Below are 17,677 nucleotides of genomic sequence, written 5' to 3' on the forward strand. Positions count from 1 at the left end.
AACACCTGTAACCATGCCGAACACAGTAGTTAAGCTTCTTCACGCCGAGAGTAGTTGGTGGGAGACTGCCTGCGAGGGTAGGACGTTGCCGTGCATATGGAGGATTAGCTCAGCTGGGAGAGCATCTGCCTTACAAGCAGGAGGTCACAGGTTCGAGCCCTGTATCCTCCATTCCGAGTCGTTAGCTCAGTTGGTAGAGCATCTGACTTTTAATCAGAGGGTCGACGGTTCAAGCCCGTCACGACTCATGGCCCCATTTTGCGGGTGTGGCGGAATTGGCAGACGCGCTAGATTTAGGTTCTAGTGTTTTCGGACGTGTGGGTTCAAGTCCCACCACCCGTATTCGCCAATAATATATACCATATTTACATTTTGCCGATTTAGCTCAGTTGGTAGAGCATCTGTCTTGTAAACAGGGGGTCGTACGTTCAAATCGTATAATCGGCATTCCATATTTTGCGGAAGTAGTTCAGTGGTAGAACATCACCTTGCCATGGTGGGGGTCGCGGGTTCGAATCCCGTCTTCCGCTTTCATTACTTGCCGGGGTGGCGGAATTGGCAGACGCACGGGACTTAAAATCCCGCGGTTGGTTTCAACCGTACCGGTTCGACTCCGGTCCTCGGCATTTAGTGATGCGCCCTTAGCGCAACTGGATAGAGTGTCTGACTACGAATCAGAAGGTTGAAGGTTCAAATCCTTCAGGGCGCATAATAACGGGAAGTGGCTCAGTTTGGTAGAGCACCTGGTTTGGGACCAGGGGGTCGCAGGTTCGAATCCTGTCTTCCCGATTGTAATCTAATATATGGTTACATTTGTTGGCGGTGTAGCTCAGCTGGCTAGAGCGTCCGGTTCATACCCGGGAGGTCGAGGGTTCGATCCCCCCCGCCGCTATTTCCCAGAGCTTGGACCTTTAGCTCAGTTGGTTAGAGCAGACGGCTCATAACCGTCCTGTCGTAGGTTCGAGTCCTACAAGGTCCATAAAAGTATGGAGTTTGTTTGTACTTTTAATTTAAAATAATCGCGGGATGGAGCAGTCTGGTAGCTCGTCGGGCTCATAACCCGAAGGCCGGTGGTTCAAATCCACCTCCCGCAATATGGTCCATTGGAGCAGTGGTTTATCTCGTCTCCCTGTCACGGAGAAGATCATCAGTTCAAATCTGATATGGACCGTAGGATGGCTCGGTAGCTCAGTCGGTAGAGCAAAGGATTGAAGCTCCTTGTGTCGGCGGTTCGATTCCGTCCCGCGCCATTTATTATTAGTGCGGGTATGGTTTAGTGGTAAAACGAAAGCCTTCCAAGCTTTAGTCGCGAGTCCGATTCTCGTTACCCGCTTTTAGGGGCCTATAGCTCAGCTGGTTAGAGCGCACGCCTGATAAGCGTGAGGTCGATGGTTCAAGTCCATTTAGGCCCATTGTGGAGACTTACTCAAGTGGCTGAAGAGGCGCCCTTGCTAAGGGTGTAGATCGGGTTATTCTGGTGCGAGAGTTCGAATCTCTCAGTCTCCGCTATATAATAAAAAGGCCGTAGATTTTTCTAGCGGTCTTTTTGATTGGTAAATTTCAATTATTACTAAGGTTTTATTGAGCAACAAGTTTTAATTTTTCTAGGCTTTGCAATAAAAAAGTTTTACGCTAAAATTGTTCAACTTTTTGCACAAAACTCTTGCAAGATGAATCATAATCCTGTATTATTAATAACGTTGTGATTCAAGAACTTAAAGGATTTACACAAGCAACAAATTAAAAAAATAGTTGACTTTTAGTAATAAGTTCGGTATTATAATTAAGCGTCTTGTGACGTAAGAACGATAAATATGACCCGTTGGTCAAGTGGTTAAGACATCGCCCTTTCACGGCGGTAACATGGGTTCAAATCCCGTACGGGTCATTACCATTCTTTGGTATATTTACAATTGGAGGATTACCCAAGTGGCTTAAGGGGACGGTTTTGAAAACCGTTAGACGGTCTTGCCGTGCGTGGGTTCAAATCCCACATCCTCCTTTATTATAATCGCGGGATGGAGCAGTCTGGTAGCTCGTCGGGCTCATAACCCGAAGGCCGGTGGTTCAAATCCACCTCCCGCAATATGGTCCATTGGAGCAGTGGTTTATCTCGTCTCCCTGTCACGGAGAAGATCATCAGTTCAAATCTGATATGGACCGTAGGATGGCTCGGTAGCTCAGTCGGTAGAGCAAAGGATTGAAGCTCCTTGTGTCGGCGGTTCGATTCCGTCCCGCGCCATCAATCTGGAGGAGTAGCGAAGTGGCTAAACGCGGCGGTCTGTAAAACCGCTCTCTCTGAGTTCGGCGGTTCGAATCCACCCTCCTCCATAATAGGGATATCGTATAAAGGTAGTACATCGGTCTCCAAAACCGCTAGTGTGGGTTCAATTCCTACTATCCCTGTTAACCTTCATGGCGGAATTGGTGAAGGGGTTAACACACCGGTTTGTGGATCCGGCATACATGGGTTCGAATCCCATATTCCGCCCTAGCATTGGGATATAGCCAAGCGGTAAGGCACTAGACTTTGACTCTATTATGCGCTGGTTCGAATCCAGCTATCCCAATCTATTGTTAATAAAATTCGATGGCGGTGTAGCCAAGTGGTAAGGCAGAGGTCTGCAAAACCTTAATCGTCGGTTCAAATCCGATCCCCGCCTTTATCGGTTCACTCATTGAACTGTTAATTTAAAATTATTGATATGGCGGTGTGGCGGAATTGGCAGACGCGCCAGACTCAAAATCTGGTGTCCGTTTAGGACGTATCGGTTCGACCCCGATCACCGCTATTGTTGGAGCAGCTCTCATAAGAGAGCTGCTTTTATTTTAGTAAATATATATTATATAAAAATTGCACAAGCTTTGTGTAATCTTTATAATACCTTTTATGGAGGTATTTCAGATGAATATAGGTATCTTTACCGATTCATATTTTCCGCAATTAAGTGGTGTAGCCACATCAATCAAAACTTTAAAAGATGCTCTTGAAAAACAAGGTCATAATGTATTTATCTTTACTACTACTGATCCTCATATAAAAAGGGGAGCAGTTGAGGCTAATATCTTTCGCTTTAGTAGTGTTCCCTTTATTTCATTTACTGACCGCCGTGTTGCATTCAGGGGCTTTTTTGAGGCTACTAAAGTGGCTAGGGAAGTTAAACTTGATATAGTTCATACTCAAACTGAGTTTGCCTTGGGCATGATAGGCAAATATGTTGCCCACCAATTGAAAATTCCCGCAATTCATACTTATCACACTATGTATGAAGATTACTTACATTATGTTTTGAATGGTCACTTGCTGAGACCTTATCATGTCAAGCAATTTACCAACGTTTACTTAAAAAATATGGATGGCGTTATTGCCCCTAGTAAGCGCGTAGAAGCCCTTTTGAAACGTTATAGGGTAGATATACCTATGAGAGTAATACCGACTGGAGTAGACGTAAATAGCTTAAATAAGGCGGCTAATAATGATATGCGCCAGGAATTAGGCATACCTGCAGATGCTCCGGTTTTGTTGACCTTAAGTAGGGTTGCTGAAGAAAAAAAGATTGACCGTATTTTGAATGCTATGCCGGAAATTATTGATAAATTTCCTGAAACTCGTTTAGTAATTGCTGGCGACGGCCCTGATATGGAAGTTTTGCAGGAGCAGGTTGAACGACTAACATTAGAAGATAATGTAATATTTACAGGTGATGTACCTCATGATGATGTAGGATCGTACTATAAAATGGCAGACTTGTTTGTTTCAGCCAGTGACACTGAAACACAGGGTTTAACTTACATTGAGGCTTTAGCTTCCGGCACGAAATGCGTTGTTTATGATACGGATTATACAGAACATGTTTTTGATGATGATGAATTTGGCAAAGTCTTTAACGGACCTGGTGAAATGTTAAGCGAAATATTGTTTTATTTAAGACAAGGGCGCAAGCCAATTCCGCCTGAAAAATTAGCCGCTAAAATGGATCAAATATCGGCTAAAAAATTTGCCAGTTCAGTTTACCAATTCTATCAGGATGTAATTTTAGATTATCAAAAGGATCACAAAGAGGAATCAAATGATTAGGATTAATATGTTTTCACAGGCTGCATCTGTAAAGGGGCAGGGAGTTGGCTCAGCATACATAGAATTAATTCACTTACTTAGAACGCACTTAATCGATAAGTTTTATGTTACAAATAACAAATATGGTGCAAGCGATCTGACTCATTATCATACTGTGAACCCCACTTATTTTGCTAACAGTTTCTCACCAGCCCGCGGACGCAAAATTGGCTATGTGCATTTTTTGCCTGAAACCCTTGAAGGCTCGGTAAAGTTGCCACCGTTAGCAAAAAAAGTTTTTTACAAATATGTGATTGATTTTTATAAACGAATGGATGAAATAGTCGTTGTTAATCCCATTTTTATAGATAAGTTAGTTAAATATGGTATTAAACGCGAAAATGTTAAATATATTCCTAACTTTGTAGCTAAAAACGAATTTTATCCTGAAAGACAAGAAAAAAAGAACGCGTTTCGTCATCAGTTGAATATACCTCTTGATAAATTTGTTGTTTTTGGTGATGGTCAAGTCCAAGAACGCAAAGGGGTTGATGACTTTGCCAAACTTGCTGTGGCTAATCCAGAAATGCAATTTATATGGGCAGGTGGTTTTTCTTTTGGAAAAATAACGGACGGCTACGACCATTTTAAAAAATTAGTAGATAATCCACCCCAAAATCTCAAATTTACAGGAATTATCGATCGACAAAAACTCGTGGATTATCTTAATATAGCGGATTTATTTGTTTTGCCATCTTATGACGAATTGTTTCCTATGTCTGTACTTGAAGCCTTTAGTTGTGGAACGCCAGTCTTATTACGAGATCTTGACTTATATCAAGCAATAATTAGTGGCTATTACATGAAGGGGCATGACTTTACAGAAATGAATAATCAGTTGCGGGCAGCAGCCCAAGATTCAGCCATTTTAAATCAATATAGCAAGTTATCTGCTGAGGCTAGTGACAAATATTCAGAGGACAATCTGGCACGGATCTGGGATGATTTTTACCACGAGCAATATGAAATCGGCCGGAAATTAGGACAAATTCGCTAATGAATAAAAAGCACTTGTGGGGTGTTGCCGTCGTTCTTTTAATCAGTGGTATTGTTTTATACGTTGATTTAAGATCGACTCCCATTGCCCAGTTAGAACAGGCAACTCGTAATATTAATGTTATTGCTTTAATTTTGGTGTTCGGCTTAATGCTTCTTTCCTATGTCTTTGAGGCCAGTATTTTAACCGTTTTAAGTGAACGTAAAAATGAACCCCAGCGCTCGAAATGGTCTTTTTTCAGAATCCCTTTAATTCAGGCTCTTTTTAATGCGATTACTCCGATGTCAACCGGAGGCCAACCTTCGCAATTAGCTGCGATGGTGCAAATGGGCATTGAAGGAGGGCGTGCAACTTCTCTGCTGCTTATGAAGTTCATTATCTATCAAATTGTAGTGTTTTTGGCTTATGTCACGACAATTATTACCGGCTTTCACATGGTCGCAACTAAGTTTGCCGGTTTAGCCATTTTCATTGCCATTGGCTTTTTAATTCATGTTGGTTCAATCATCTTTTTGCTTGCAATTTTGTTTGCCTATAACTGGACCAAAAACGCTGCTAACTGGATTATGAATTTGCTGGCTAAATTTATTAAGCAAGATCGAGTTAGTGTTTGGCGCCAAAACACGCTTGAAAAGATTGATACTTTTTATGATGAGAGCCAAAAATTAAAAAAGGAAAAAAAGAAGTTAATTGTATGTGGCATACTGACCGTTTTACAATTATTATGTTTTTATTCGATCCCTTACATGACTTTAGTTACGTTAAACGTACCAGCCGATTGGGCGAGCGTAACGCAAATGAATATTATGATTATTATGTTTATGGCGATAATACCAATTCCGGGAGCATCTGGGGGAGCTGAATACAGTTTTCAAACTTTATTTTCTACCTTTATTTCGGCTAATGGTACCTTAATTGTAGGGATGTTTTTGTGGCGGTTTGTGACCTACTTTTTTGGCATGATCTTGGGAATTTTTGGCTGGATTTTTAAGCCTAAAAAAGTAGTGAGCCCGTCAAATAATTAATTTTTATTAAAATCCCTACTTATAATTGCAGTTAAGGGTAAGATATAAGCTTAGTGAGAGGAGAATAAGATGACACGGATCAAGTCTTTTCTACAATGGCTGACACAAACCAAACTAGGCTTTTTTACTATTGTTTTAGTGACCTTTTGGTTAAAGACTTACGTTATTTATCTGACAAAATTTAATCTCGGTGCTGAAGGAGCAATGCAGAATTTTCTGTTGTTTTTAAATCCTTTACCAGCAGGTTTGCTTTTATTAGGCATTAGTCTTTTCTTTAAAGGCAGAAAATCATATTGGATTCTGATTGCAACTGATTTGGTACTCAGTTTATGGTTATTTGCCAACATCCTTTATTATCGTGAATTTTCTAATTTTTTGTCGTTATCAATTATTAAAACTTCCGGTTCAACCGCGGATAATTTAGGTAAAAGTATTGTAGGGATTACTCGGGCAACTGATTTTTTAACTTTTATTGATATTGCTTTTGTCATTATTTTGATGATTAGCAAGATAGTTAAGTACGATTTACGCCCATTAAAGCTTAAATTTAATCTTTTGCTTGAAGGTATCGCAGTTCTGCTGATAGGGATCAATTTGATGATGGCCCAAAAAGACCGCCCTGGTTTATTGACGAGAACTTTTGACAATAGTTACATTGTTAAATATTTGGGTATGAATGAATATGCCGTTTATGATGCATTTAAGACTGCGCAAACAAGTGAACAAATGGCTAAAGCAAATGTTTCTGATTTGCAAGCAGTCAAAAAGTACTTAAAGCTTAATTATGTCAAACCCAATAGTGCATATACCGGAGTAGCCAAGGGCAAAAACGTAATGGTTATTCACCTTGAGAGCTTCCAGCAATTTTTAATAGGGTACAAATGGAAAGGCAAAGAGGTCACTCCTAATTTAAATAAACTCTATCACGCCAAAAATACGCTCAGCTTCCCCAATTTTTACAATCAAGTTGGACAAGGAAAAACGTCGGATGCTGAAATGATGCTGGAAAATTCTCTTTTTGGTTTGCAGTCTGGTTCAGCAATGTCCAGTTATGGTACTTCAAATACGTTTGAGAGCGCCCCTGCAATTTTAAGTCAACAGGGTGGGTATACTACGGCGGTTATGCACGGTGGTGCTGGTTCTTTTTGGAACCGCAATAATGCTTATAAACAATTTGGTTATGAGTACTTCATGCCGCTTTCTTATTATCAGAATAAGCCCAAATATTACATCGGCTATGGTTTAAAAGATAAGATTTTCTTCTCTCAGTCTATTAAATATATCGAACGTTTGCCGCAACCCTTTTATCTTAAGCTAATAACCGTCACCAATCATTATCCTTATGATTTAGATAAGAAAAATCAGTCAATTGCTAAAACTGAAACTGGTGATGAAACGGTTGATGGTTACGTTCAAACTGCCCATTATCTCGACCAGGCGATTGGTCAGTTAATGCGGTGGCTGCAAAAAACAGGTTTAGCTAAAAACACTTTGCTGGTCTTTTATGGCGATCATTATGGTATTTCTGGTAATCACCACAAGGCTAGCGCAGAGCTACTTAACCAAGATGAATTTACTAATTTCGATAATTTAAAGTTCCAACGGGTTCCCTTAATGTTCCATATGAGAGGTCTAAAGGGTGGCGTCAAAAAAACCTATGGTGGTGAAATTGATGTACTACCTACATTGCTTAATTTGCTGGGAATTAAGAACCAGAAAACGATCCAGTTTGGTCATGACTTGTTAAGTAAAAAGGCGCCACAGATAGTTGCACAGCGTAACGGTGACTTTATCACACCGTTATATGCCAAAGTTGGCAGCACCTATTATGACACTAAAACAGGTGAGGAAATAATTAAGCCAGATAAGAAATTAAAGACTGAGCTGGTGGCAATATCAAACAAAGTAACAACTCAGCTTTCATTATCTGACCGTGTTATCGCCGGCAATCTTTTACGTTTTTACCATCCCAAATGGTTTAAAAAGGTCAAACCGCAAGATTACGACTATAATGAGCAAAAGGCTCTGAAAAAACTGTATTCAAAAAATAAAACTTCTCTGTGGTATAAAAATCATCAGAAAACCACACAAAATAAATTTAAAACCGATGCTCCGGAGCTCGAAAAATAAAACTCGAAATTAAATCTATTTTGTGCTAAAATTTACCAGTAACGTATCTGTATATTGGAGGCAGCGCATTGTACAATTTATTTATGACGCTACTAATTATTGTTTCAATCTTAATCATTATTGCGACAATGATGCAGCCGCAAAAACAGCAAGATGCATTGAATGCACTCTCTGGCGGTGCAGTTTTTAGTGGTCAAACGAAGAAACGTGGTTTTGAGGCATTTATGGAAAAAGTAACCTCTGTATTACTGGTTCTCTTTTTCGCTTTTGCTATTGTATTAGCTTATTTGTCTTCAAAATAACTAATGGTTCCTCCCGATCAAGCGATGGGAGGACTTTTTTTATCTTTTTAATGAGGAAATGGAGTTAAAGTGCATGGCACAAAACGAGAACATCTTGGCTAATGTTTTAGAGATTTTTCGTCATAATCCTAAAAAACAATATCAAGTAGAACAAATTGATCGTATGTTACGTAGAGACAGACTCGGCAGTTTTTCTGATATGGTCAAAGCATTATCTTATTTAGAACAAAAAAAGAAAATAATTACTGATGGTAAAGGTCACTACCAATTAGCGCAGGAGAATACTGAAGTTGAGGGCATATTTAAAGCCAACAGTAAGGGTTTTGGCTTCGTCAAACTTGATGATGAAGATGCGGATGATATTTTTATTGCCCGCGACTATACTGAATATGCTGTTGACGGAGACAGTGTTAAGGTTAAAATTACTGCCGGTGGTAATCCCTGGAATGGTAAGGGCCCTGAAGGTCAAGTAGAGCAAATTCTTGAGCGGGGGACTAAGACACTTGTGGGTGAATTTTATCCTATGACCGATGCCCAAGTGAAAATTAGTCATTTTATTGGTTATGTTTTAAGTTCAAATAAAAAGCTGGCTAATTACCGGGTTTATATCAGTCAAGACGGTTTGCAGCCGCAAAAGCAGGACATTGTTAAAGTAGCTATTGCTAGTTATCCTGACAAGAACAATCCTGATTCAATGACTGGTGTAGTTACCAATGTTATTGGTAACAAAAATTTGCCGGGCGTTGACATTATGGCAATCGTTTCAGAGCATGACGTTAGAACTGAATGGGCCGATGATGCCCTTGCTCAATCTAACGCCATTCCGGATCACGTAACTGAAGCTGAAATGGCAAACCGTGAGGATATTAGGGACCAGCCTGCTGTTACAATTGATGGCGATGATTCTAAAGACTTTGATGATGCAGTCGTGTTATGGAAATTGCCTAACGGTAACTATCATTTAGGTGTTCATATCGCTGATGTTGCTCACTATGTGACAGAAAATTCTCCTTTGGATAAGGAAGCTTTTACCAGAGGCAACAGTACTTATTTAGTTGATCGCGTTATTCCAATGTTGCCTTTTAGGCTTTCAAATGGCATATGCTCCCTCAACGAAGGTCAAGATCGTTTAGTATTATCCTGTGAAATGGAAATTTCCCCGGAAGGACAGAGGGTTAATTATCGTATTCATCCTTCGGTAATGAGATCACATGGCCGGATGACATATAACAATGTTAATAAAGTTTTAGATCCTGATAATCATGAAGAGCTTGAAGAAAAATATGTTAAGCTTGCTCCTATGCTGCAGGATATGGCTGAACTGCACAATATTTTATACCAGCAGAGGCATCAACGTGGTGCAATTGACTTTGAAGAACCTGAAGCAAAGATTATTGTGGATGATCAGGGTAAACCAACGGATATTGTGTTACACGATCGCGGAATAGCTGAAAAGATGATTGAATCCTTCATGCTGCTGGCTAATGAAACTGTTGCGGAAGATTTTTATCGTAAGCATGTCCCGTTTTTATACCGCGTGCATGAAACTCCTGATGGTGAGCGGATTAAGAGCTTCTTTGAGTTTTGCAGCGCATTTGGCTTACATATTACAGCTGATCCAAACCATGTTAAACCAATTGATTTACAAAAAGTAGTTGCTAAAACTACTGGTACTCCCGAAGAAGCCGTAGTCCAAATGATGATGCTGCGCAGCTTGAAGCAGGCACATTATTCAGAAGAACCTTTAGGACACTTTGGTTTGGCAGCTAAGTTTTATACCCACTTTACTTCGCCAATCAGAAGGTATTCGGATCTGATGGTTCACAGGATGATTCATGCTTACAGTGAAAAAGGGACTGACAAGAAAACGCAGGATCATTTTGCAAGCTATTTGCCAGATGTAGCTGATCAAACTTCAACTCAGGAACGAGTTTCCGTTGATACTGAAAGAGAAGTTAATGATCTAAAGATGACCGAATTTATGGCTGATAAAGTGGGTAATCACTTTGATGCTGTAGTGTCATCTGTTACCAGTTTTGGTATGTTTATTCAACTTCCAAACACTGTAGAGGGACTTATTCACATTTCCAATTTAACAGATGATTTTTACAATTATAATGAAAAAAGCATGACATTAACTGGTCGTGGGACTCATAAACAGTTCCACGTAGGGATGCCGCTTAAGGTTACTTTGACAAATGCCAATGTTGAACAACATCAACTTGACTTTGAAATTTATGATCCCAATGCCCCTAAAAAGCCTCATAATAACCGCGGCGTTAAAACTGAAAGGCGGGGCAATCGGGGTTTTCGTAATGATCACGCCCATAAAGGACATTACCGTAACAATTTTCAAAAAAATGGCAATCATCCACATTTAAGTAGATATAAACATTAGGTTGAAAAATTGAAAAAAGAAAAAAATGAGAATTTAATTGCTCAGAATAAAAAAGCACATCATGACTATTTTATTAAGGACACATATGAAGCCGGTATTGCCTTAACAGGTACAGAAATTAAATCCGTGCGGGCAAGACGTATTAACTTGCGCGATGGCTATGTACAAGTTATAAATGGTTCGGCTTTTCTGGAGAATGTCCACATTAGTGAATATAAACAAGGTAATCGCTATAACCATGAACCTCTTCGTTCAAGAAGATTACTTTTGCATAAAAAGCAGCTTCAACGACTTGCTAAAGACCAATCTACGCGGGGTATTGCAATTATCCCTTTGAAGGTTTATCTTAAACATGGTTTTGCCAAAGTTCTTATTGGTGTTGGCCAAGGAAAGAAAAAATATGATAAGCGCGAGAGCATTAAGAAGCGCGATCAAGAGCGTGAATTACGCAGGCAATATAAAATTTAAGGACGGTTTAATTAGTTTTCTAGTTGAACTGTTTTTTAATTATGCATTTGTTTTAAAATTAGCAACTTATCAACACTTTGCTTATTCATTTATATATAATTAAGTAATACTTATATAGTGTAAAAGCAGCATGAAAAATTTTATGTTTTAAACAAAAGTTGTCCTTAGAACAATTTTACTAGAAATATTTTGTTAATCTTACTGAATACTTTTGCAATATTGTGTATAATTTATTAATATAATTAATGTTTATATGATTGAATTTATTAGATAGTAATACTTTAATTTATAGCTTTATATAAAGTGTAAACAAGTGAGTATCGCAAAAAACGAGTGTTTTTGATTAGTTCTACCTGTTTTTAAAATTTTAGAGAGATTTTGTTTAATAAGTAGAGTGTTTGATAATGCTATTTGTATGTAAGGATTTGAGTCGTAATGGAATTTGATAAAGTTTATAACCATGAACGAGTTACTCGCAAGTTTACTAATAGAAAAGTTAAGGAAGAGTTACTTGCTAATATTATTAAAAGGGCACAATTATCCCCGTCACTGCTTAACTCGCAACCTTGGAAGGTATATATGTTAACTGGTAACGCACTTGCTGGTTTAAAAAAAGAGGTCAAAGCTCAAATAGAGAACAATGTTGAGCCTCATGAAGATTTTGTCAAAATGCTGTCACTTGATTGGGATTCATATCCCAGTCAAAATATGGCTGCAGTTGGAGCAACCCAACCATATTTTTTCAATAATAAAATGGAATTATTTACAGAATCAAATAACAATATGTTTAATGCCCAGGATGTGGCATTTCTTACGATTCCCAGAAATTCTCCCATTTGGTCTGTTTATGATTTAGGGATTTTTTCACAAAGCATCATGTTGCTGGCACTTAATGCAGGATTAGCAATTATGCCGGCACACTCAATGGTGTCTTATCCTGAATTAGTGCGTAAATATGGCAAAATTCCGGAAGACGAGCTTATTGGTATGGCAATTGGATTAGGATATCAAGATAATGCAGCTGAGGTCAATGATCCCAAATTTTATCCTGATCGTTTGCCATTCAAAAAAATATATAAATTAGTTAAATAGACAAGTACTACAATTTAAATAAAGCGCTATTAATGATAAAATATTTAATAGGAAATTTTCACGGTTATACTGATAAGGATGATATAGATTTTGAGTACAGCCCAAATAGTTACTAATTTAATAGCAACTTTAGTTATTTTTGTTTTTGCAGCGTTCTTTGTTGCTGCAGAATTTGCTTTGGTTCAAACCAGACCCAGCCAGCTTGAAGATATGTTGTCTAATAAAATTGGCAACCAGCGCAAAGTAAAGCGCGCTTTGCATATGACTCATAATTTAAATGAATACCTTTCAACGACACAGGTCGGAACTACTTTAGTTGGTGTAGTTTTAGGCTGGTTTTCAGCGGATACTTTGGCTGCAATATTTGAGAGAGCATTTAATTTAGTAGAACTTAATCATGCGGTAGTTCGTTCACTAAGTGCAATTTTAGGTGTAATTTTGTTAACTTATTTAGAAGTCGTAGTAACAGAAATTGTGCCCAAGAATATTGCAATTGACATGCCAGTAAAAATCTTGCTTAAAATTGTGACCCCTTTGCAGCTTTTCCATACCCTGGTTTATCCTTTCGTTTGGTTACTTAATGCCAGTTCAAATGGTTTACTGAAAATGTTGGGTTTTGAGCCGGCTGATGAAGAAAATCAGGTTTACTCGCAGTCAGAAATCATTAAATTATCGCGGAAAGCAGTTCACGGTGGTTCGCTTGATAAAAATGATCTGACATATATGAAACGTGCTTTTGAGCTGAATGATAAAATAGCCAAAGATATTATGACGGATAGAACGCGGTTAGTGGTTATTAATTCGACTGATTCTATCAGGCAAGCCCTTAAGTTGTACTTGGATGAAGGTTCAAGTAGAATTCCGGTTGTTCGCGACAATAACAAAGATGATATTGTTGGTTACATCTATGCTTTTGATGTTATCCAACAGAGCCAGATTGACGACAAGGTGCCAGTTACACGTATTATTAGAACAATGATTACAGTACCTGAATCCATGCCTATCCAAGATATTTTGCAGTTAATGATTAAAAAGCACACGCCAATCGTTTTGGTGGTGGATGAATATGGTGGCACCAGTGGAATAGTTACTGATAAGGATATCTATGAGGAACTATTCGGTACGGTTAAAGATGAAATAGATGACGTTTCTGATGATTATATAATTAGAGATGAGCAAGGTAATATTCATGTATCGGGCAAAACGACCCTATATGATTTTGCCAGATATTTTAAGACTGACTTAAAAAGTTTCCAGGATAGTGATATTATCACCATCGGTGGCTATATGATGGAACACTATCCGGACTTAAAAAAGGGCGAGAAAGTTAAATTAGAGGGTTTTGAATTTAAGCTCGATGATATCGAACAGGGTTTCATGCGCTGGTTTATCGTTAAAAATATTAACGATAAAGCAAAAGAGTCTCAAGAAGAATAAAGGCATTTAAAAAGAGTTTGGGAAAAACTCAAACCTAACTAAAAAGGCTGGCAAATCACGTCAATAAAACGTTGATTTGTCGGTCTTTTTAAATTGTGAAATTTTTTAATTTAACTTCAAAGAGCACTTTTTTCCCAGACTCTTTTATTTATTATTAACCAGTTTAATAATTTCGGGTTTTAGTACACCAATGTAACGCAGGTTACGGTAATAATTCATGAAATCAAGTCCGTAGCCTACTACAAACTCATTACCAACCTTTGAACCATAATATTCAACATCAACATCAACGTTACGATTTGCTTCCTTGTTAAGTAAAACGCAACATTTAACGCTTTTTGCCCCACGTTTTTCAAGCAACTTTTTCATAAAATCTAAAGTTAAACCAGTGTCAACAATGTCTTCAACGATTAAAACATCACGATCTTTCACATCAGATGCTAAATCAGAAACTAGCTTAACTTTCCCGGAAGACTCCATTTCATTACCATAGCTTGAGACATCGAGAAAATCAATTTCAGCTTTGACGTCCATTTCTCTAACCAAATCAGTTAAAAAGAAAACAGCACCTTTGAGAGCACCAACGATTAACGGTTTCTTACCAGCATAATCGTTAGTAAGCTGCTTTCCTAACTTAACACACATTTGGTGAATGTCATCTTCACTAAACAATTTATGATCAATAATATTATTAATATTGTCGTTTTTTGGCATTTATCTACCCTTCATTGTAAAACAATTTAAATTCCTAATATTTCGATTATATCATTTTTTTGCTAAAAAAACAGACCATTTTTAACTATTTTCACTTTTTTAGCAGTCAATTACGTACAAAAAGTAGCTATATTGCTAAAAGCAGTAAGATAATTCTCAATTTGCTTAAATTTTTAACGTGCAACCTCTGTTTTTGGTAAAATTAAAGAATAAGATATTTTTAGTGAAAGGTAAAAAAATGCAAAAACAACAAGAAATTAAAATGCTCAAGGCTTTTTCTGATGCCAATTCCACCTCTGGTTTTGAAGGAGAATTTGTTAAACTATTTACCGATACTGTTCAAGATTTTGCTGACGTGAAAGTTGATGGTATGCTCAATGTGTATGCCAGCAAAAAAGAAAACCAACCAGGTCGGCCAGTGATTCAACTGGATGCACATTCAGATGCTGTTGGCTTTATTACTCAAGCTGTCCGTCCTAATGGCATGATTAAGTTTGTACCCCTTGGCGGCTGGGTTAAATATAATATTCCTGCTCTGCGCGTAAAAATTAAAAATCGTGCAGGTGAATACGTTCCCGGTGTTGTGGCTACTAAACCACCTCATTTTATGACTACAGCCGAAAAAAATAATGTACCGGACGTAGCCGATATGTCAATTGACGTTGGTTCCAGTTCACGTGCCGAAACAATTAATGATTATCAAATTGATACTGGTTGTCCTATTTTTGTGGATGTTAAATGTGAATACAATGAAAAGTCTGGTTTGTTTTTCGGCAAAGATTTTGATGACCGCTTTGGCGCAGCTGCTATGGCTGATGTTTTAGACAATTTAAAAGGTGAACCAACTGCATTTAACGTTGTTGCAGCACTTTCCAGCCAGGAAGAAGTCGGTCTGCGCGGGGCGTATGTGACAGCGCGTGCAGTAAAGCCTGATTTAGCGATTGTTCTTGAATCCTGTCCAGCAGATGATACCTTTACCCCAGAATGGTTGTCACAAACCGGACTGAAAAGGGGACCGATGTTACGTGACATGGATACGTCGTTTTTGCCTAATCCTAAATTTCAACAGTATGTCTGCGATTTGGCTGATAAGAATAATATTCCGTACACTCGTTCTGTTCGCACTGGGGGTGGCCAAGATGGCGCGGCAATTTATTATGAAAATGGCGCACCAACCATTGTGATTGGTATTCCTGTTCGTTATGAACATTCTCCATATTGTTTTAGTGCTTATTCAGATTTTAAAGCATCTGTTGCTTTGACGCTTGCTATTATTCGTGATTTAACTAAAGAAAAACTGGCAAGTTTTAGTCAATTTTAATGGCATTAACTACATTAATTGTCTAAAATAAGGAGTAAACTTAGTTAAAGTATGATACAATAGTAAAAGTTGAATAGCAGTCACTAGGGGTGCCAAAAAGCTGAGAAATACCCTCTGAACCTGATCGGGACAATACCTGCGTTAGGGAAGTGTAAAATTAGGTAATAATGATACTCCTACTGACATGTAAAGTTAGGAGTATTTTTTATGTTTACTAGAACTTCAAAATGGAATGTAAAGTCGATTATTTTAATTGCGTTAATTGGAATTATTATGGGAGTCATTTATACATATGGCTTTAACTGGGCTTTTAATTTAATAAAAATGTTGTTGGTGCCGACAGGTTTCGCACCAGTGACTGATACTGTTTTTACAGGTTTATGGCTTATGGCTGGACCTTTAGCGATGTATTTTGTTCCTACTGCAGGATCCGGTACGATTGGTGAATTACTTGCTTCTGTGGTTGAAATGGCCATAGGTGGTCAGTGGGGTGCTACTACGATTCTTTCCGGAATTATTCAAGGCGCTACTAATGAGATCGGCTTTTTCCCTAAAAAAGAGCGTTATCAAAATTTCACTTGGAAAAGCGTCTTAACTGGTGCGTTTTTTGCTTCATTTGGCTGTTTTATTCCCTCATATATTTTATATGGCTGGAGCAAATTCAGTATGCAAGTACAAGTCGTAATGCTTATTACTAATATCATTTCTGCTCTGGTTTTTGATGGCGTTTTAGTTAAGCTGATTACGAATTTATTTGATAAAGCATTAAAGCCAAAAATAGCTTAATTATTTAAAAAGGAGCATTGCTCTTTGATGTGAACCCTAAAATTAGGACAAATTTTTTGGGGGTCATATCACGTGAAGCAATTACTCCTTTTTTATTTTTCTTTTTTACTTAAAATTGAGTGTACCTTAGTTGTAAGCATATCAATGGCGACATCATTTTTACCGCCTTCTGGAACAATAATATCCGCATAGCGCTTGGTTGGCTCAATAAATTGATGATACATCGGCTTAACTGTGCTTAAATATTGTTCAATCACAGAGTCAATGGACCGGCCTCTCTCATTTAGATCACGTTCTAAACGTCTAATAAAGCGAATATCGTCATCTGTGTCAACATAAACTTTAATATCCATCAAATCACGAATTTTTTTGTTAGCTAAAACCAAAATTCCTTCAAGAATAATGATATCGGCAGGCTCAGTATGAATGGTCTTTTGACTACGGGTATGTTCTTTAAAATCGTAAACCGGCATCTCGACTGACCGATAATTTAATAAGTCTTGCAACTGTTTTCTAAGCAAAGGAACATCAAAAGCATCTGGGTGATCATAGTTGATGTTCTTTCTTTCACTCATAGGAATCCCGGTATTATCTTTGTAATATGAATCCTGAGTCATAATCAAAACGTGTTCATTCTCTTGCATTTGGGCAACAATTTTTTGCGCAATGGTAGTTTTCCCGCTGCCTGAACCACCGGTAATACCAATCACTACGGGCTTTTCAAGTCTAGACATTATGCCACTCCTTTTTTAATCCTTAAACATTTTACTTTACTTTTGCCATAATTACCAACAGTTAAGGTATATTTGATAATTAATGCTACTTTTCTATTGAATGCGGTTTAAAATTGACTAAATTTTTTATATGATAAATGTGAAAAAAGTAATTTG

General features: G+C 38.0%; 13 protein-coding genes, 27 tRNA genes, 1 rRNA gene and 1 riboswitch. Of the genes, 39 read left to right on the forward strand and 2 right to left on the reverse strand.

The genetic code is table 11. The features are described from left to right. The 37 genes from rrf to H3R29_RS06025 form a co-directional block, all read left to right on the forward strand. Nucleotides 1–94: ribosomal RNA gene (gene rrf, locus H3R29_RS05845) — 5S ribosomal RNA — on the forward strand; the annotation flags it as partial. Between the two features lie 4 nt (nt 95–98). Continuing rightward, a tRNA-Val gene (locus H3R29_RS05850) sits at nt 99–171 on the forward strand. 4 nt (nt 172–175) lie between these two features. Further along, nucleotides 176–248, forward strand: a tRNA-Lys gene (locus H3R29_RS05855). 12 nt (nt 249–260) lie between these two features. After that, nucleotides 261–342, forward strand: a tRNA-Leu gene (locus H3R29_RS05860). A 32-nt stretch (nt 343–374) separates the two neighbouring features. After that, nucleotides 375–447 (forward strand) — tRNA-Thr (locus tag H3R29_RS05865). Between the two features lie 11 nt (nt 448–458). Then, nucleotides 459–530, forward strand: a tRNA-Gly gene (locus H3R29_RS05870). 10 nt (nt 531–540) lie between these two features. Then, nucleotides 541–626: transfer RNA gene (locus tag H3R29_RS05875), tRNA-Leu, on the forward strand. A gap of 9 nt (nt 627–635) precedes the next feature. Then, a tRNA-Arg gene (locus H3R29_RS05880) sits at nt 636–709 on the forward strand. A 6-nt stretch (nt 710–715) separates the two neighbouring features. After that, nucleotides 716–789, forward strand: a tRNA-Pro gene (locus H3R29_RS05885). Nucleotides 790–818: 29 nt separating this feature from the next. Continuing rightward, nucleotides 819–892: transfer RNA gene (locus H3R29_RS05890), tRNA-Met, on the forward strand. A gap of 13 nt (nt 893–905) precedes the next feature. Then, nucleotides 906–979: transfer RNA gene (locus tag H3R29_RS05895), tRNA-Ile, on the forward strand. 41 nt (nt 980–1,020) lie between these two features. Next, nucleotides 1,021–1,094: transfer RNA gene (locus H3R29_RS05900), tRNA-Met, on the forward strand. A gap of 3 nt (nt 1,095–1,097) precedes the next feature. Next, a tRNA-Asp gene (locus H3R29_RS05905) sits at nt 1,098–1,171 on the forward strand. 6 nt (nt 1,172–1,177) lie between these two features. Beyond that, nucleotides 1,178–1,250 (forward strand) — tRNA-Phe (locus H3R29_RS05910). Between the two features lie 12 nt (nt 1,251–1,262). Further along, nucleotides 1,263–1,333: transfer RNA gene (locus H3R29_RS05915), tRNA-Gly, on the forward strand. A 5-nt stretch (nt 1,334–1,338) separates the two neighbouring features. Beyond that, nucleotides 1,339–1,412 (forward strand) — tRNA-Ile (locus H3R29_RS05920). Between the two features lie 4 nt (nt 1,413–1,416). Continuing rightward, nucleotides 1,417–1,506, forward strand: a tRNA-Ser gene (locus H3R29_RS05925). A gap of 310 nt (nt 1,507–1,816) precedes the next feature. Continuing rightward, nucleotides 1,817–1,888 (forward strand) — tRNA-Glu (locus H3R29_RS05930). A gap of 27 nt (nt 1,889–1,915) precedes the next feature. After that, nucleotides 1,916–2,002, forward strand: a tRNA-Ser gene (locus tag H3R29_RS05935). Between the two features lie 10 nt (nt 2,003–2,012). Further along, nucleotides 2,013–2,086, forward strand: a tRNA-Met gene (locus H3R29_RS05940). A gap of 3 nt (nt 2,087–2,089) precedes the next feature. Further along, nucleotides 2,090–2,163 (forward strand) — tRNA-Asp (locus H3R29_RS05945). Between the two features lie 6 nt (nt 2,164–2,169). After that, nucleotides 2,170–2,242: transfer RNA gene (locus H3R29_RS05950), tRNA-Phe, on the forward strand. A 7-nt stretch (nt 2,243–2,249) separates the two neighbouring features. Continuing rightward, nucleotides 2,250–2,331: transfer RNA gene (locus H3R29_RS05955), tRNA-Tyr, on the forward strand. 4 nt (nt 2,332–2,335) lie between these two features. Continuing rightward, a tRNA-Trp gene (locus H3R29_RS05960) sits at nt 2,336–2,406 on the forward strand. Nucleotides 2,407–2,418: 12 nt separating this feature from the next. After that, a tRNA-His gene (locus H3R29_RS05965) sits at nt 2,419–2,491 on the forward strand. 7 nt (nt 2,492–2,498) lie between these two features. Then, a tRNA-Gln gene (locus H3R29_RS05970) sits at nt 2,499–2,570 on the forward strand. 22 nt (nt 2,571–2,592) lie between these two features. After that, nucleotides 2,593–2,663, forward strand: a tRNA-Cys gene (locus tag H3R29_RS05975). A gap of 44 nt (nt 2,664–2,707) precedes the next feature. Then, nucleotides 2,708–2,792 (forward strand) — tRNA-Leu (locus H3R29_RS05980). 113 nt (nt 2,793–2,905) lie between these two features. Beyond that, nucleotides 2,906–4,078 (forward strand): glycosyltransferase family 4 protein, encoded by a 1,173-nt coding sequence (locus tag H3R29_RS05985; protein ID WP_198202772.1) that lies wholly within the window; start codon nt 2,906–2,908, stop codon nt 4,076–4,078. Further along, on the forward strand, nt 4,071–5,114 hold the full coding sequence (locus tag H3R29_RS05990; protein WP_198202773.1) for a glycosyltransferase family 4 protein: 1,044 nt from the start codon (nt 4,071–4,073) through the stop codon (nt 5,112–5,114). The genes H3R29_RS05985 and H3R29_RS05990 overlap by 8 nt, the downstream gene beginning before the upstream one ends. Continuing rightward, the gene (locus H3R29_RS05995; protein WP_198202774.1) at nt 5,114–6,139 is read left to right on the forward strand and encodes a lysylphosphatidylglycerol synthase transmembrane domain-containing protein; all 1,026 of its coding nucleotides are present in this window, start codon (nt 5,114–5,116) and stop codon (nt 6,137–6,139) included. Before H3R29_RS05990 ends, H3R29_RS05995 begins: the two co-directional genes overlap by 1 nt. Before the next feature lie 69 nt (nt 6,140–6,208). Next, nucleotides 6,209–8,269, forward strand: a complete 2,061-nt coding sequence (locus H3R29_RS06000; RefSeq protein ID WP_198202775.1) for an LTA synthase family protein — start codon at nt 6,209–6,211, stop codon at nt 8,267–8,269. A 68-nt stretch (nt 8,270–8,337) separates the two neighbouring features. Next, complete coding sequence (gene secG, locus H3R29_RS06005) at nt 8,338–8,571, forward strand: preprotein translocase subunit SecG (protein ID WP_046324479.1); 234 nt, start codon at nt 8,338–8,340, stop codon at nt 8,569–8,571. Nucleotides 8,572–8,644: 73 nt separating this feature from the next. Beyond that, the gene (gene rnr, locus H3R29_RS06010; RefSeq protein WP_198202776.1) at nt 8,645–10,969 is read left to right on the forward strand and encodes a ribonuclease R; all 2,325 of its coding nucleotides are present in this window, start codon (nt 8,645–8,647) and stop codon (nt 10,967–10,969) included. Nucleotides 10,970–10,978: 9 nt separating this feature from the next. Then, nucleotides 10,979–11,437 carry an SsrA-binding protein SmpB gene (gene smpB, locus H3R29_RS06015; protein ID WP_046324481.1) on the forward strand — a complete coding sequence of 153 codons (459 nt, stop codon included), beginning with the start codon at nt 10,979–10,981 and terminating at the stop codon, nt 11,435–11,437. A gap of 435 nt (nt 11,438–11,872) precedes the next feature. Then, the gene (locus H3R29_RS06020; RefSeq protein WP_198202777.1) at nt 11,873–12,529 is read left to right on the forward strand and encodes a nitroreductase; all 657 of its coding nucleotides are present in this window, start codon (nt 11,873–11,875) and stop codon (nt 12,527–12,529) included. Between the two features lie 90 nt (nt 12,530–12,619). Then, nucleotides 12,620–13,966, forward strand: coding sequence for a hemolysin family protein (locus H3R29_RS06025; RefSeq protein ID WP_198202778.1), 1,347 nt, complete (start codon nt 12,620–12,622; stop codon nt 13,964–13,966). Between the two features lie 144 nt (nt 13,967–14,110). Here the strand turns inward: H3R29_RS06025 and hpt are convergent, their stop codons facing one another. Continuing rightward, on the reverse strand, nt 14,111–14,680 hold the full coding sequence (hpt, locus tag H3R29_RS06030) for a hypoxanthine phosphoribosyltransferase (RefSeq protein ID WP_174795526.1): 570 nt from the start codon (nt 14,678–14,680) through the stop codon (nt 14,111–14,113). A 238-nt stretch (nt 14,681–14,918) separates the two neighbouring features. Here hpt and H3R29_RS06035 point away from each other — a divergent pair, with 238 nt between their 5' ends. Together H3R29_RS06035 and H3R29_RS06040 are read left to right on the forward strand one after the other, a co-directional pair. Beyond that, nucleotides 14,919–16,001, forward strand: a complete 1,083-nt coding sequence (locus H3R29_RS06035; RefSeq protein ID WP_198202779.1) for a M42 family metallopeptidase — start codon at nt 14,919–14,921, stop codon at nt 15,999–16,001. A gap of 75 nt (nt 16,002–16,076) precedes the next feature. Continuing rightward, a riboswitch (TPP riboswitch) is annotated at nt 16,077–16,166 on the forward strand. 42 nt (nt 16,167–16,208) lie between these two features. Further along, nucleotides 16,209–16,787 (forward strand): ECF transporter S component, encoded by a 579-nt coding sequence (locus H3R29_RS06040; RefSeq protein WP_122037330.1) that lies wholly within the window; start codon nt 16,209–16,211, stop codon nt 16,785–16,787. A gap of 92 nt (nt 16,788–16,879) precedes the next feature. Here H3R29_RS06040 and udk read toward each other — a convergent pair whose 3' ends face one another. After that, nucleotides 16,880–17,521 (reverse strand): uridine kinase, encoded by a 642-nt coding sequence (gene udk, locus H3R29_RS06045; RefSeq protein ID WP_174795528.1) that lies wholly within the window; start codon nt 17,519–17,521, stop codon nt 16,880–16,882. Between the last annotated feature and the right edge of the window lie 156 nt (nt 17,522–17,677).

Origin of the sequence: Lactobacillus sp. M0393, from assembly GCF_016102025.1 — a bacterium.
Classification (GTDB): Bacteria; Bacillota; Bacilli; order Lactobacillales; family Lactobacillaceae; genus Lactobacillus; species Lactobacillus melliventris.